This window comes from Pseudomonas abietaniphila (assembly GCF_039697315.1).
Taxonomy (GTDB): Bacteria; Pseudomonadota; Gammaproteobacteria; order Pseudomonadales; family Pseudomonadaceae; genus Aquipseudomonas; species Aquipseudomonas abietaniphila_B.
This window is the reverse complement of sequence record NZ_CP155619.1, coordinates 163838-179406: the sequence shown is the minus strand read 5'-3', so window position 1 is coordinate 179406 and position 15569 is coordinate 163838. Positions and strand designations below refer to the sequence as shown.

Annotated in this window: 12 protein-coding genes and 2 pseudogenes; 10 read left to right on the top strand and 4 right to left on the bottom strand. The window is 59.8% G+C overall.

The window, feature by feature from the left end; genetic code table 11:
* Positions 1–67: 67 nt before the first annotated feature.
* Positions 68–1270, bottom strand: a complete 1203-nt coding sequence (locus ABDX87_RS00710) for an MFS transporter (RefSeq protein WP_346831103.1) — start codon at positions 1268–1270, stop codon at positions 68–70.
* A gap of 381 nt (positions 1271–1651) precedes the next feature.
* On the opposite strand from ABDX87_RS00710, the gene ABDX87_RS00705 reads away from it, so the two are divergent.
* From ABDX87_RS00705 to ABDX87_RS00695, 3 genes are all read left to right on the top strand, one after another.
* On the top strand, positions 1652–3187 hold the full coding sequence (locus ABDX87_RS00705) for an ATP-binding protein (RefSeq protein ID WP_346831102.1): 1536 nt from the start codon (positions 1652–1654) through the stop codon (positions 3185–3187).
* Positions 3188–3203: 16 nt separating this feature from the next.
* Positions 3204–3818: a response regulator transcription factor gene (locus tag ABDX87_RS00700; protein ID WP_346831101.1), complete on the top strand. Its 615-nt coding sequence runs from the start codon at positions 3204–3206 to the stop codon at positions 3816–3818.
* A gap of 208 nt (positions 3819–4026) precedes the next feature.
* Positions 4027–6309, top strand: a complete 2283-nt coding sequence (locus tag ABDX87_RS00695; protein ID WP_346831100.1) for an ATP-binding protein — start codon at positions 4027–4029, stop codon at positions 6307–6309.
* 19 nt (positions 6310–6328) lie between these two features.
* Here ABDX87_RS00695 and ABDX87_RS00690 read toward each other — a convergent pair whose 3' ends face one another.
* Positions 6329–6973 (bottom strand): phosphohydrolase, encoded by a 645-nt coding sequence (locus ABDX87_RS00690; protein ID WP_346831099.1) that lies wholly within the window; start codon positions 6971–6973, stop codon positions 6329–6331.
* Positions 6974–7198: 225 nt separating this feature from the next.
* Here ABDX87_RS00690 and ABDX87_RS00685 point away from each other — a divergent pair, with 225 nt between their 5' ends.
* Positions 7199–7711 carry an AraC family transcriptional regulator gene (locus ABDX87_RS00685; protein WP_346831098.1) on the top strand — a complete coding sequence of 171 codons (513 nt, stop codon included), beginning with the start codon at positions 7199–7201 and terminating at the stop codon, positions 7709–7711.
* 92 nt (positions 7712–7803) lie between these two features.
* Here ABDX87_RS00685 and ABDX87_RS00680 read toward each other — a convergent pair whose 3' ends face one another.
* Positions 7804–9126: an OprD family porin gene (locus ABDX87_RS00680; protein WP_431061196.1), complete on the bottom strand. Its 1323-nt coding sequence runs from the start codon at positions 9124–9126 to the stop codon at positions 7804–7806.
* Positions 9127–9377: 251 nt separating this feature from the next.
* Between ABDX87_RS00680 and ABDX87_RS00675 the strand changes: the two genes are divergently transcribed.
* From ABDX87_RS00675 to ABDX87_RS00645, 6 genes and pseudogenes are all read left to right on the top strand, one after another.
* On the top strand, positions 9378–10298 hold the full coding sequence (locus tag ABDX87_RS00675; protein WP_346831097.1) for a LysR family transcriptional regulator: 921 nt from the start codon (positions 9378–9380) through the stop codon (positions 10296–10298).
* A 1566-nt stretch (positions 10299–11864) separates the two neighbouring features.
* Positions 11865–12116, top strand: a pseudogene (locus ABDX87_RS00665) (hypothetical protein); the annotation flags it as partial.
* A gap of 60 nt (positions 12117–12176) precedes the next feature.
* A pseudogene (locus tag ABDX87_RS29060) lies at positions 12177–12389 on the top strand (hypothetical protein); the annotation flags it as partial.
* 1013 nt (positions 12390–13402) lie between these two features.
* Positions 13403–13681, top strand: coding sequence for a DUF2790 domain-containing protein (locus ABDX87_RS00655; RefSeq protein WP_346831096.1), 279 nt, complete (start codon positions 13403–13405; stop codon positions 13679–13681).
* 198 nt (positions 13682–13879) lie between these two features.
* Complete coding sequence (locus tag ABDX87_RS00650) at positions 13880–14278, top strand: RidA family protein (RefSeq protein WP_346831095.1); 399 nt, start codon at positions 13880–13882, stop codon at positions 14276–14278.
* A gap of 126 nt (positions 14279–14404) precedes the next feature.
* Positions 14405–14605, top strand: coding sequence for a YbdD/YjiX family protein (locus tag ABDX87_RS00645; RefSeq protein ID WP_346831094.1), 201 nt, complete (start codon positions 14405–14407; stop codon positions 14603–14605).
* Between the two features lie 10 nt (positions 14606–14615).
* Here the strand turns inward: ABDX87_RS00645 and ptrR are convergent, their stop codons facing one another.
* Positions 14616–15515, bottom strand: a complete 900-nt coding sequence (ptrR, locus tag ABDX87_RS00640) for a putrescine utilization regulator PtrR (RefSeq protein ID WP_346831093.1) — start codon at positions 15513–15515, stop codon at positions 14616–14618.
* Positions 15516–15569 lie beyond the last annotated feature (54 nt).

The following is a 15569-nucleotide window of genomic DNA, read 5'->3' as shown; positions in this document are numbered from 1 at the left end:
CCCAAAAAAACACCCCGAAAGCCCAAGCCCCCGAGGTGTCGAAGTTCACGATGACGCTGATCAGCAGCTACACGCGCTTCTTAAAACCAACGATCAAATACACCACCAGCGCCAGCACTGGCAGACCCGCTCCCAACGAGATCACACCCTGCCAGCCATGGTGCTCATACAGCCCGCTGGCCAGCGCCGAACCTATCGCGCCACCGACAAAAATGCTCGTCATGTACAACGCGTTCAAACGCCCACGGCTCGCCGGATCCAGCGCATAAATCGCCCGTTGGCCCAACACCATGCTCATCTGCACCGCAAAGTCGAGCAACACGCCCGTCACCGCCAGCCCGACCACGCTGTAGCCAGGGCCTTTCAATCCCAACAGAAAGGCAACTGGCGCCAGCACCAACGCCACCAGCGAAGCTCGTTGCGTGAGGCCTCTGTCAGCCAACCGACCCGCTATCGGCGCGGCGATTGCGCCCATGGCGCCCACCAGCGCGAATATTGCGATCTGGGTCTGCGACAGGCCGAAACGACGCGCCAACTCCATCGGCACCGCGGTCCAGAACAAACTGAACGCCGCGAACAGCAAGCCTTGATACAGCGCACGCTGGCGCAATACCGCATGCCGACGCATCAGCGTCATCAGCGATTTCAACAACTCACCGTACGACGCTTTATGGTCAGGCACGCGTTTCGGGATGGTCAACGCCAGCACGGCGACGATCGCCAGCATCACCGCGGCGGCGTACAGGAACACCGCGCGCCAGCCGAAATGGTCGGCGACCAGGCTCGACAGCGGACGGGCGAGCAGGATGCCCAGCAGCAGGCCACTCATGATGTTGCCCACGACCTGGCCGCGAGACTGCTCGGGCGCCAGGTGGGCAGCCAGCGGAATCAGCATCTGCACCGACACCGAACTGAAGCCGATGACCAGTGACACCAGCAGGAATCCGTTGGCGTGCTGCAGCGTTGCGGCCGCCAACAGGCTGGCGCCGGCCACCACGGCGGTGGCGATCATCAGTTTGCGGTTTTCGACCAGGTCAGACAGCGGAACCAGAAACAGCAGGCCCAACGCATAACCGATCTGGGTCAGCGACACGATGAGACTGGCGTTACCGGACGAGAGGCCCAGGTCCGGCGCAATCAGCTCGACGATGGGCTGGGCGTAGTAAAGATTGGCGACGATGGCACCGCAGCAAAAGGCAAAAAGCAGCACCATGGCGCGGGACAACCCTTGCGTGGGCGCCTTGAGCGTGGAAGTCAGGGGAGTGGTCATGTCTGTCTGCTCAGTCAGTGGCAATGTGAGCGTCGATCGGTGATCGACGATTGGCTGACACGTTAAAGCAGACGTTAAACCCGGAGAATGGGACGGCTGCGCAAAGCCGTGTTGCTCGTTATGCAACGACAGAACGCTGTATTAACAACTAATAATCGGCCAATAATCGTCTACCGTTTTCGGCGGGTGATCAGGTGTTAGATCAATTACTTCGTAGTAACTACCCCTACGGGTAATATCGATCATTGTCGTTTACTGATTAGATGAATGCTGACTAAAAATGGATCAGCTGCGTTGTACGTGTGCACGAGTGAATGACTTCGTGCCTGCGTTCGGCGATCTCAGGGCGTGCGAATCCAATCTAAGGACTGCGTGAATACGATGATAAGTCTCGGTCAGGCTATGGTGTCCCTGGACCTCAGGGACCTTTTCAAAGACGGCGTTGCTCTGCGCATTGGCACTCGCGCGTTCGATATTCTCGAATTGCTGATCCGACATCAGGGGCAACTGGTGAGCAAGGAGCAGATCCTGCAACGGGTCTGGCCGGACACGGTCGTCGAGGAAAATAACCTGCAGGTGCACATCTCTGCGTTGCGCAAGGCGCTGGGCAGCGATCGTGATCTGATCCGCACGATTCCAGGGCGCGGCTACCTGTTATTGGGCGGCGAGGGTGGCGTGGTCGATGCGGTGGAGCCTGAAGAGACGCCCACGACTCAGTGGCAGCCAGCTTCGCACGGCAACAGATTGCCTGCCGGCGTAGAGCTGGTCGGACGCGACGCCTTGTTGGGCGAGCTCAATGCGGCGTTGAGCGACCACCATGCGTTGATCACGCTCATCGGCCCCGGAGGTGTCGGCAAGACCAGTCTGGCCGTGGAGCTGGGACGTCAGCGGCTAAACGACCCGTCGTCTGCGGTGTATTTCGTGGCGCTGGCCGAGTTGGAGCACCCTGAAAGTCTGCTCGACACATTCTTCCAGGCGTTGGGGATCGACGTTTGCGCGGGTGATCCGCTGGCGTTTCTGATTCAACAGCTTTCTCAGCGCTCGGGCTTGCTCATCCTGGACAACTGCGAACACCTGATCGATCAGGTGGCGGCGCTGGTGGAGGCGATCCTGCGTGGCGCGCCGGGTTTGCGGATCCTGGCGACCAGTCGCGAACCGCTGCGTATTGGCGGCGAGCGCAGTCTTCAAGTGCCGCCATTGACATCGCCGGAGCCGGATGCGAGCCGTGACGCCATTCTGCACAGCGACTCGGCGCAGCTCTTTCTCAGGCACTGGCGAGCGCTGGATTATCAGGTCGCCAGCACCAGCGATGCCGAACTGGACGACTACAGCATCGATCTGGTGGGTGAGGTGTGCCGGCGTCTCGACGGCATCCCGTTGGCGCTTGAGATGGCCGCCGCCCGGGCGTGTGCGCTGGGTTTGTATCAGCTGGTCGAGAGCCTGGACGAGAGCATGCACCTGCTGTCCGCCAGTCTGCGAACGGCACCGCCTCGCCAGCAGACGATGCAGGCGTCACTGTTCTGGAGTTATCGCCTGTTGAGTCGCGATGAGCGCACGGTGCTCAGGCAACTTGCCGATCTGGACGGACGTTTCACCCTTGAGCAGGCTTGTAATGCCTTACAGTGCGCGACGCTTGCCCGTAGCTGCGTGATGGACTGCATGGTCAGGCTGGCGACCAAGTCGCTGCTGATGGTGTCGGCGCAAGGACCCTTCCGGTTTTACCGGATGCTGGCGGCGACCCGCATCTGTCTGCGGCTGGGCTTGGGCTCTGAACGGGCAAGCGAGGCGCATGATCCTGACCCTCGCGGTCTGGATGTCCCCGCGTCGCTGGCAAACCTGCGCGCCGCCAGGGCTGTTCCCGGCGGGCCCGACGGGTATCATGCGCGACATCAGAGAGCGCTGGCGGTCGGCCACTGAATTGACGGAAGAACGTATGAAAGCAACACCCAGGGTGTACGTAGTGGACGACGATGCAGCGATCCGCACCGCATTGCAGCGGTTGCTGAGCTCCGAGGACATTGCCTGCAGCGTCTTTGACAGCGCCGAAGCCTTTCTCGCCCATCCGTTGGAGGCGGTGCCGACCTGTTTGCTGCTGGACGTGAACCTGGCGCAGGGCACCGGCTTCGACCTGCAGGATGAATTGGCCGTCAGAGGCCAGCAGTTTCCCATCATTTTCATGACCGGTTACGGCACCATCGCGATGTCGGTCAGGGCGATCAAGGCCGGCGCTCATGAGTTTTTGACCAAGCCATTCGAACCCGAGCAATTGCTCGATCTGGTGCGTGAAGCGTTGGCGAACGACGCGCTGAATCTGACCGAGCGCTGCCTGACCTGTAACGTCAAAGAGCGTTTCAACAGCCTGACCCCAAGAGAAAAACAGGTCATGGGTTTGTTGATCACCGGCAAAATGAATAAACAGATTGCAGTGGAGTTGGGCACCAGCGAAGTCACGGCAAAAGTTCATAAGAAGCACGTGATGACAAAAATGAACGCGCGCAATGTCATCGAACTTCTGAAAATGCACGAGCGCATCGCGGTATTGCCTTAAGAACTAACCGCACAAATATCCATTTGTGCAAAGAAGGTAGTAGGTATGTCGAGCGACATGCAACTTACGGCAATTAACAAAATAAAAAAGTTCGGCTTATGATCATCTTCGTCGCTGCATGGGGTGAGGTGGTACAGCCGGTTCTTTCCCCAGCGCGCGAAGTCTGCAATGCCTTAGGCCAATACTGTGAACGTCATCAAGGATTTTCATGAGCAGCGCCCAAAATGCGCCAGTCGGGGTGATGTTGGGCTCGGGACCGTTCGGACCCGGGTGGCGGGATCAGCTTGAGTGGACATTACTGCTCACGGACGGCGAGCTCTCTCACTATCGGGTCAGGCTTGCTGAGGATCTGCAGCAACATTGGCGAATCGTCAGCGCCGTTGGCAGCGCGACGGACGAGGTAGCCCGGCGCCTTGCCCATGAATTCGGTCTTGCCGACAGGCTGCTGCCGGGTTGGTCACTGCAACCCCTGGCGCTGCTTTCATCAGAGAACGGCCCACTGCTGGTGTTGAGCGATCCGGGCGGGCAGCCGCTTCACTCACTGGCCGATCAGCCGGTTTCCATCGAGCGTTTTCTGCACCTGGCGATAGGCGCCGCCGCCGCACTCTTCGAAACCCATGCCAATGGCCTGCTGCACCGGGATATCAAGCCCTGCAACCTGGTGGAAGGCGCTGACGGCATCGTACGCCTGAGCGGTTTCGGGTTGAGCGTCGACGCTTACCCTGCAGGGGCTCTGCCCGTGTCTGACTCGATCTGCGGAACGCTGGCCTACATGTCTCCGGAGCAGGCCCGCAGGGTCGAACGTCAGGCCGATCAGCGCAGCGACCTTTACGCGCTGGGCATGACGTTTTACGAGTGGCTGGCGGGGCGTCTGCCGTTCGAGGCCCTTGACCCGGTGGAATGGGTGTATTGCCATGTGGCGCGTCAGCCGCCGGCGCTGAGCGAGTTTCGGGGCGACATCCCGCAGCCCTTGTCGCAACTGGTACTGAAACTGATCGCAAAGAACCCGGATGACCGCTATCAGAGCGCAGGAAGCCTGCTGGCTGATTTACGTTCGTGCAAATGCCAATGGCATCAGTTCAAGGACATCCCTGATCTGGGACTTGATCCCGACGGGGACCGTAGCGCGGCCCGGAGCGAGTTCCGCACGGCACAGGCTCGCCGCCAGGAGGCGATTCTGACTTCGCGTACGTCAGTCGTCATTCCTGGCGGCCAGGACACCCTGGACCTGGCGTCGGTGATGAAGGCCGCGCAGGCGTTGTCCGAGGAAACCGATCAGGACCGGCTGATCGAAATGCTCATGAGCACCACCATCATGCATGCTGGCGCGCAACGTGCCGTGTTGCTGCTGGTGAAAAGCGACGCCCCTGTTATCTGTGCCATGGGTCAGGGCTGTGACAACGGTCTGCAGGTCCAGCTGGTCCGGCTCACTCCCGGCAAGCACCATTTGCCCTTGTCGATTCTTTATCGGGTCATGCGCACCCACCAACGGTTGGTGATCGACGACGTCAGTGTCGACGGTTACTTTGGCGACGACGAATACCTCGAGAAGCACCCTGTCCGTTCCGCGTTGTGCCTGCCGTTGCTCAAGCAGGGGCAGTTGATTGGTGTGCTCTACCTGGAAAACAACCTGGCTGCGGGCGTGTTTACCGTTGGCCGCACGGGGGTGTTGGAGTTGCTCGCCGGGCAGGCGGCCATCTCGCTGGAAACCGCCAGGCTGCACCATCAGCTGAAAGAAGAAAACGCCCGTCGGCAGGACATCGAGACCGCGCTGCACAATGCCCGCGCCAAGCTGGCGCAGGTGTCGCAGGTCACGGTAATGGGAGAGCTGGCGGCTTCGATCGCCCATGAAATCAATCAGCCGCTGGCGTCGATGGTGTCCAACGCCGCAGCGAGTCTTCGCTGGCTGAACCGGGCGACGCCGCAGATCGGCGAAGCGATGTCAGGTCTGCGGGACATCGTTCAGGACGGTCGAAGAGCAGGCCAGATCGTCAACGCGTTGCAGTCGCTGGCGCGGCAGGGCACCCATCAACGCCGACGCCTGCTGATCAACGATGTGATCCGCCATGTGGTGACCCTGACGATGGTCGAGGTCGAACAACAGCGCGTGCTGATGAGCACGCACCTGACACCTTCGCCGTTGCAGGTCATCGGTTCGGGCGTGCAATTGCAGCAAGTGGTGCTGAATCTGATCCTCAACGCAGTGGATGCGATGAGTGCGGGCGATCACGTGCTGCGTCGGCTGTCGATCACCAGCGAAGTCGTGGGCAGTGATTATCTGGTGGTCAGCGTTGAGGACACGGGGCCGGGCATTGACCAGGAGGATCTGGACAAGGTGTTCAATGCCTTTTTCACCACCAAGGACAAAGGCATGGGCATGGGGCTGGCGATCTGTCGCTCGATCATTCATGCCCACGGCGGGCAGTTGTATGCGATGCCAGCGAGGTATGGCGGGACGACCTTCGTGTTTACCTTGCCTGCTGTCGTTTAGGGCCTGTCCGATACCGGGTTCAATACGGCCATGTCGACGCCAGCAACTGCTCGCAAAAGCCGCCGACCTTCAGGTGCCGGTCATGGAAGGCCAGTACATCCGCGTTGATGGTGCCGAAAGTGCTGTGCGGTCGATGCAGTTGTCCCAGCGCCAGCGTGTGCAAAAACTTGATCTTGAACCCCGGCTCTCGGGGGAATTCGCGGAGTATGCGGGTGATCGCGCTTGGGGAGAGCGCCTGACCGTAGGTGCCGAGCATGTCGGTGTCCACGGCGGCGCAGAGCAGCGCGGTCAACGGTGGCTTGTGCGCTGGAATGCCGGGGGTGGTGTGCAGTGCGACGGCGTCCCAGACCTGGGCAATCTCCTCGCGAGAGCGGCCGTAGCCGCTGAGAAATTCTGCTGCGGCGTCGGCGCTGTCGATCTCGTAGCGTTGCTGGGAATGACGGTAAAGCGCGGTGACGCCGATCCGCAGGAACAGCGCGGCAATGTAGAGCAGCTCGGGGTCGTGGCGCAGTTCTCGGCTGTCTCCCAGTAGCCGGGCAAACACGAACGTACGCCTGGCTGCATCGAACAGCAGCCTGGATTGGGTGTCGCGCATCAGCTCGGTCGCCGCGCGTGCCATCGCGCTGTCGGGGATCGGAATGCCTGCAACGTATCGAGTGGTCACTTGCGTCCCTCGCAGCGAACCGAACCTCTGAGGAATGCGACGATAAACCCGTTCACCGGCAGCGTCATTGGCGGTCGCCCTTAATTGTTCTTAAGACGTCTGCATCCAGAGGTTTAAGCACGCTGCCTTATTAACCCTTCAGAACGTTTAATACCCCGAGAAGGACTTTAAGGCGGTGCCCGACCAGACTCCAGAGGCCGTCCACTATGACCTGGAGAGCCCGGAATGAACGCAATCAACCCGTCACTGTTTCGTTCGCTACTGGCGTCCCTGCGCTCCCTGCCCGATGACGAGCACGACGCGCTCGAACAGGTGGTTCGCGAACTATCCGCCCACCTGGTTCCGGATGCTGCCCAGCAACCACCGCACCCTCCGTCCGATCGGGTGGCGCTTTCGCCCTGGCAGGAACGCCGCGCCAAGGAGCTGATGTCCAGCCAGATGGACAAGGGCTTGTCCATCGCCCGCATCGCCAGCGAATGTTCGTTGTCCCGCAGCCATTTCTCCAGGGCCTTCAAGAAAAACACCGGCCTTTCGCCGCGTGACTGGTATTTGCAGATGCGGCTGGACAAGGCGAGGGGGCTGCTCAGCGATTCCGGGCTGACCATTTCGCAGATCAGCCTGGATTGCGGGTTTGCCGATCAGTCGCATTTCACCCGAGTGTTCAGCCGAATGACCGGCGTCACGCCGTTCAACTGGCGGCGCTCGATGGCGTCCGCTCCCTTGTGCTGTGCGGAGTGAAGCCTGGCTGCTGAGGCTGTGGGCGCTTGTTCGCGAGCAGGCGCACGCCCACAGCGGTGCGCAGTGACAATTACCTACCGTGCCGATACCCATCATTTGAGCAGGTCGAGCGGATACTGCACGACGATGTACAGACGATCGATGTCATCGCCGCCCTGAGCATCGTTGCCGCGATGCGAGACATGAGACACGTCCAGCGACAGGTCCTTGGCCGGACCGGACTGCACCACGTACTTGAGGTCGATATCGCGCTCCCAATGACGTCCACCTTTGCCCTGAATGGGCTGATAACGGCCTGACACCTCGTCGAATGGCTGATACACCGCGCCTTGTGGTGCATGGGTGCCATCGATCTGGCTGCCGCGCACGTAGCGGGTCATGAACTTCAACCCCGGCAAACCGAACGATGCCGCATCCAGGTCGTAGCGCACTTGCCACGACTGCTCGTGTGCACCGTTGAAGTCGGCGTACTTGATCGAGTTGGCGAGGTAGATCGAGTCGCCTCCGACGAAGTCGAAGGGCGTGTCGCCATCGATCTTTTGCCAGGCCAGGGTAAACGCTTGCGCACCGAGGCTGTACTTGGCCGACAGGCTGTAGGCGGTGTTATCGATGGCCCCGGCACGCTCACTGCCTTGATCCAGTGTGCGGTAAAGGTTGCTGTCCAACAGCAACGCGCTGTTGTCCGACAGTACGTCGGTGTAATGCAGGTTTCCGTAGTACTGGCGCCAGGTGTCGGTGAGCTGCGAAGCGTACACGGAGCCACCGACCGGCGTGCTGTCGGTGGTCTCCACGCCTGCCAGGCTGATCGAGCGGCCGCGCGTGGTGGCGCCGTAACCGTCGAAGTCGCCCCGGGAGGTGGACGCGTTTTCGTTCTTGAACGAGGTGAAATGCCCAGCGACCAGTTTCAGTCCTTCCACGTCACGGCTGTCCAGAAACAACCCGCTGGCGTACTCCGGTTGCAGGCGCTTGTCGCCGGTGTCGAGCACCGGCGTTTCCACTTCCATCTCGCCGATCTTCAGGGTGGTTTTCGACAGGCGCAGTTTCAGCGCGCCGCCTGCATCGGAGTAGTCGTCCTCGGCGCGACCGTCGCTGTCCAGTGGCAACAGGCCGGTTCCCGCGCGTCCGCGTCCGCTGTCGAGTTTCAAGCCATAGAATCCATGGGCATCGACGCCCACACCCAGGGTGCCCTGGGTAAAGCCTGACTGTAGATTGGCGATGAAGCCTTGCGCCCATTCCTGCCGGTAGCTTTGATCGGGATGCCCGGTGCGGTAGTCGTTTTGCAGAAAGAAGTTACGCGCCAGGACGTTTAACGAGGTGTCGGCGAGAAACCCGTGCTCCCCGTCGTCAGTGGCCGCCATCAGGTCGGTGGAAGATGCGAGTAATGCCAGGGTGAGCAGCGACAATCGGCTTGCCATGAATCGGCCTTCTAGAGATAAATCGGAAGCAGGCGGCTAATCTGACAGGTGCGCGGTAGAGGGGATTGTTGCGCTGTGCGCTTTTTAGTCCACCGGTGCTCTGCCAGGGTTTGCTGACCCCAAACGGCGCCTGCTCGCGCGAAGAGCACATTTATTCAATTCCCGGGAGGTGTGGCGGTGTATATCTGGCAAGCTTATGTCTCGCGCAGGCATTTGTTCACGCCTCCCTCCCTGACAACCGGAACCGCTCAATGAATCGCAATGACCTGCGTCGCGTCGACATGAACTTGCTGGTGATCTTCGAATCGTTGATGTTCGAACGAAACCTGACCCGCGTGGCCGAGAAGCTGTTCATGGGACAGCCGGCGATCAGTGCGGCGCTGGCGCGCTTGCGAGATCTGTTCGACGATCCTTTGCTGCTGCGCAACGGTCGGGCGATGGAGCCGACCGCCCGCGCGCTGGACATCCTCAAAGAGCTGCAACCGGCGCTGGACACCATCTCCGGCGCGGTGAGCCGTGCGAAGGAGTTCGACCCGAGCACCAGTTGCGACGTGTTCCGCATCGGTTTGTCCGACGATGCAGAATTCGGGCTGTTTCCACCGTTGCTCAGCAAACTGCGTGAAGAAGCTCCGGGCATTATCGTCGTGGTGCGTCGGGCCAACTTTTTGCTCATGCCGGCGTTGCTGGCGTCGGGTGAAATCTCGGTCGGGATCAGCTACACCACCGAGCTGCCCGCCAATGCCAAGCGCAAGAAGCTGCGCGACATCGGTTGCAAGGTACTGCGAGGCGACAAACGCCCCGGCACATTGACGCTGGACGATTACTGCGAGCGTCCACACACCATGGTGTCGTTCTCGGGGGATCTGACCGGCAACATCGACATCGACCTGGCCAAGGTGGGGCGGGCGAGAAGGGTGGTGGTGGCCGTGCCGCAGTTCAGTGGCCTGCGTGCATTGCTGGCCGGCACCGAACTGATCGCCACCGTTCCGGATTACGCCGCGTGCGCGCTGGTCGAAGGTTGCGCTCTGCGCGCCGAAGACCCGCCGTTCCCGATCGAGCCGGCCGAGCTGTCGATGGTCTGGAGCGGCGTGCACGACAACGATCCTGCCGAGCGCTGGCTGCGTTCACGCATTACCGAGTTCATGTCCCAGGAAACCCGGCCCATGCCGTAAGGCGTGGGTTCGAACACGCACTTCTGCCAGGAGGGCGCAGAGAGACGCAGGATAATCCCGCTTCTGCCCGCAGGGCGTAGCGCGCTTGCCCGCGATCTGCTGCGCAGCAGCAGTAAAGTCAGACGCGTTGGTCTATCCAGAAAGATCGCGCTCGCCGGTTTACTGCCGCTACGCGCCAGATCACGGGCATTGAGGTGTCACTGGAAATGGACGGCAACCATCAGGAGACGGGCAAGGGAACAAACTTAAGCGGCAAATGGACCCGTTCGCCTGAATGCGGTCGGCGCATGCCGAGCACATCTCAGGCGGCACGGGCCGTTTCAGATGTGCTCGGAGACGGTGGCGGCATTGACCAGGTCGTACAGTGCGAAGGCGCGGTTGACCAGGAACACGGTGACAGCGGTGAGGGCGACGGCGTTGATCAGATGCAGAGTCATGGTCGTGAGTCCTTCAGGTAGACAATGGGGCGGTAAGTGATGGGGGGATGTTACGTGACGGCTCGGAAACCTGAAGACAATCGTCTTCATGGTCGTCATTAACCAGAATGATGGGGGCTTTGCAGTGCTCTGGCGCGATTGTTCCAGAGGCATTGCCTCCACAGAAAGTCTGCGTTCAGTGTTAAGAAAGTGAAGCGGCCGTTAGGGCGTTAGGCGCCCTTGCGGATTTTATAAGCCCGTCACGAATCAAGTACTTGCAAGTTATGGCTGATGGCTTTTATAGCGTGGCGTCTGTCATGCCCTTATTCGGTGCACTACTTTGGCCTCAGTTTGGTTCAGTACGCAATGCTGCTCCTCGTCACTCCATACTTAGGTGTTATTGGCCGAACTTGCCTGATCGTGCTTTTATCTCTAACTGGCGAACTAATAACCCAGCGCTGGATCGAACGGAAATGGATAAGATAAGCCGCCATTTGGCAGGTCGTCGTTGAGAGACGGGCACAATGGCCCTGCGAGGACTATCCTGAGGTTAACGTGTGTGATCGCTGTTTTTAATTAACCGTTCGGTTCAACTGGATCGGCTGACTGACCCACTCAAATAGCCGTCGAGCGTTTATCGGCGTTCCGCATTTAAAGCGTAAGTTATGGAATGTCCAAGAAGACAATAGTGCCGAGGTAGGCAACCATCCGAGCATCTTGCTCACATCAACCGACATGACACTTGGAGCACTCGGTTATGAAGAGACAAATGATTTGGGGCCTGACGGTTTCCGTGCTGGCCTTGGGCGTGTCGGCTGCGTATGCAGCCTCAGATGTGAATGAGGGCAAGACGGTTGCGGAATACGGTTCCGAGAAAGTCGGCCCTAACAGAACAGCCTCCGATGGCGCTGATCATGTCGGGGCGAACGCGACGGCTTCCGATGGCGCTGATCATGTCGGGGCCAACGCAACAGCCGCCGATGGTGCTGACCACGTAGGTGCCAGCAAGCTGGCCTCAGATGGCGCAGACCGCGTGGGGGCCAATCGTGTCGCAGCCGACGGCGCAGATCACGTCGGCGCCAACGCTACGGCCTCCGACGGTGCCGATCACGTAGGTGCCGCGAAACTCGCCGCTGATGGCGCGGACCGCGTGGGTGCTAACCGCGTCGCCGCCGATGGTGCGGATCGTGTCGGTGCAAACCGCGTCGCTGCCGATGGCGCGGATCGCGTGGGTGCAAACCGTGTGGCTGCCGATGGCGCGGATCGTGTCGGTGCTAACCGTGTCGCTGCCGATGGCGCGGATCGTGTCGGTGCAAACCGTGTGGCTGCCGATGGTGCGGATCGCGTGGGTGCTAACCGCGTCGCCGCCGATGGTGCGGATCGTGTCGGTGCAAACCGTGTGGCTGCCGATGGCGCGGATCGTGTCGGTGCAAACCGTGTGGCTGCCGATGGCGCGGATCGCGTGGGTGCTAACCGCGTCGCTGCCGATGGTGCGGATCGTGTCGGTGCAAACCGCGTAGCTGCCGATGGCGCGGATCGTGTCGGTGCAAACCGTGTGGCTGCCGATGGCGCGGATCGTGTGGGTGCTAACCGCGTTGCCGCCGATGGTGCGGATCGTGTGGGTGCAAACCGTGTCGCTGCCGATGGCGCTGATCGTGTCGGTGCAAACCGTGTCGCTGCCGATGGCGCTGATCGCGTGGGCGCAAACCGTGTCGCCGCCGATGGCGCGGATCGCGTTGGCGCTAACCGTGTCGCCGCCGACGGTGCCGATCACGTAGGCGCCAACGCTGTCGCTGCCAACGGTAAGCCTGAGCGCGGGCTGGCATCCGACGGTTCCGATCAGGTCGGTGCCGGGCGTACGGCAGCCAAGCCATTGGACCACATGAACTTCCGTGAACTGGCCGGTGAGATGGACTACGATCGACTCACCAAATAGCGAACGTTAAAGCGATCACCCTGCGCAGCGGCAGGGTGATCGCTTTTTCTTTGCCTGTTCGTTGTCTGTCACCGCCAGCGTCAGGGGCCTTTCTGCATTGTTAGTTAGATTAGAAAGTGCCTGGTCGGCTAATTCACATGACCTGTCACCCAAGGCAGCGTCCCGTGGAAGTTTTTACGAAAGACTCTTGGTCTGGTGTTCTGGATATTGAGTATTTCGCAAGAAGCCCGCTCGCCCGTCGGGCTCCTGAGCATCCTGAGTGCCCAGCCAATCTCTTTTTCCTGCGTGGAATATTCCACTGCCCAACAGGCGCGACTCGCTGGGCCGTCCAACACTTTTGGTCCACACCCCACGTAATCCATGCCCTCGGACACGTCACGAGTTCGAATCAAGACGTGCAGGGTTGGCTTTCCGAAATAAGGGGGATGGAAATAAATAGGTGAATCAGTCGAACAAACAGGAAGGGCATAGATCGATCAGACCCTTAGCCTAATCCTGTAAAGCGCCTAAATAATTAGTTAGCCCAATCTACGGCGCGGTTATTCGCACGCAGCATCTAATGCGTTGCCATCATTTGCAACAACAGTCTGTTACTTAGAGTGAAACAATCTTCTGGTATCAACGCCGGTAATGTGTCTTATCGACCGTAAATATTTACCATCTCGAGAACAATGGTGAAGAATCAGCTCCACAAGCAAACGAACACACGCTTTGCTTACTTACGACTCAAGCCCCTTTCTGGAGATTTAAAAATGAAAACCTTAGCCTTCGCAGCCTTGTCAGTATTCGCCGCATTCGCTTCCGTCAGCGCCTTCGCTGACACCCAAACCAGCGCACAGCCTTTGACTCAGGTCGAGCAGTACAACCGTCACAAAGGCATCGACGTTGCCAAGGTCACCAGCGTCAAAACCGCTCAAGACCCTGAAAAAGTCGACGGCCTGGTTAAATCGACCATGATCTACGTGGATGGCTCGGGCGTCTCCCACAGCCTGGAATACACCACCATGGGTTACGGCCGTCAGAACGGCTAATCGATCTGGTAGTGATTTATGCTGATAGCCGCACACAAAAACGCTGCATCTGATGCAGCGTTTTTTTATGCCTGCGATTTATCGCGGCCGTCAGACCCGCATCGGTGGATGCCCAGGCCAAACGGTTTCCGTCGTTAGGCAGCCGCATGCCACAACTGATAGATTCTCGCCCTTTGAACACTGCCTGAGGACTGTCCCGTGACCGACCGCGAAATCATCGTTCCAGATGCCATGAAGGTTATCGTCGCCCGAGCGAGCTATGCACCCGCTGTCAGGGTGGCCGAGACCCTGTTTTGTGCCGGGCAAGTTGGCCGTACTGCCGACCTTCAGGTCATCGAAGACCCCGAGCAGCAGTTCGTCGCGGCTTGGGAGAACCTGCGCAGTGTGCTCGCTGCTGGAGGTTGCCGCTTCGAGGATGTGGTTGACATGACGACGTACCATGTCGACATGTCGCAGCACATGACGGTATTTCGCGACGTGAAGAATCGCCTGTTTCCCCAAGGCACGTGCGCCTGGACCTGTATCGGCGTGAGCGAGCTTGCGCATCCCGGCCTGTTGGTCGAGATCAAATGCGTGGCGGTCCGGCGGCAAGGTTGATCCAGGGTGCGCCGCATCGAGTATGCGGTCGAGCAGGCTGATATGGCTTAAAGACGTGCCATCTGCGCAGTGCAAAATACCGTGATCGAGCGCATTCTAGTGGCCTCGCTTTCAGGAGATCGCCCCATGCTCACTAAAACCCTTGCTGCCGTTGCACGTGCCAGCCGCGCTGCGCGTTTGATGTTGGGCATGCCTGACTACGACGGGTATCTCGCGTTCATGGCCAAGCAACACCCGGACGAGCCCGTGATGACTTATGAAGCGTTCTTTCGTGAACGCGAGAAGGCCCGTTACAGTCAGCGCCAATGTAACGCGCGTTGCTGCTGAGCACCGGGCGTCAAGCCGGAATGGATGGAGAGGCGGGCGGCGACGTTTCGTTTACGGCCGTCTGCACCAGATCGATGAAGGTGTTCAATGCGGGCGAGCGTATGCCGCGCCGCCACGTCAGCCAGATGTTCAGGTAGCGAAACGCCTCGCTCAACGGGTACGCGTTGACGTTGCGGCTGCCTGGCATGCTTTCCAGCATGCTGCGTGGAATCATCGCCACGCCCGCGCCAGCGGTCACGCAGGCGAGCATCCCGTGATAGGACTCCATCTCGAATATCTTGCCCGGCGTTGCCATGTCCGCTTTGAACCAGGCCTCAAAATGTCGCCTGTAGGAGCAGTTCTGGCGAAACGCATAGACCGTCTTGCTGTTCACATCCAGTGCCCGCGTCACAGGCTCATGGCTCGCGGCCGTGATCAGCAGCATTTCCTCCTCGAACAATTCGATCCCTTCCAGCTCAGGATGGCGCAGCGGACCGTCGACGAATGCCGCGCTGAGCCGACCCGACAGCACGCCATCGATCATGTCGCCGGAAGGTCCGGTGGACAGGTCCAGTTCGACCTTCGGATAACGCTGATGGAATTCCGCCAGCAGGGAAGGGATGCGCACCGCCGCCGTACTTTCCATCGAACCCAGCGAAAACACGCCTTGTGGTTCCGACCCCGAGGTCGCCTGTCTGGCCTCTTCGACCAGATCCAGAATACGCCGCGTGTAATCGAGAAACGTCCAGCCTGTGGGCGAGAGCCGTAACCGCAGTTTCTCTCGAATGAACAGATCGACGCCCAGTTCCTGCTCCAGTTGCTTGATACGTGTGGTCAGGTTTGAAGGCACGCGATGCAGGCGCTGCGCGGCGGCGGTGATGCTGCCTTCTTCGGTGATGGCCTTGAAAAGCTCGAGTTGGGTCAGGTCCATGAGCGAGGTCTCAGTCTTTCTCGAATTGAGAATGTATTTTTGATAATTATTCAT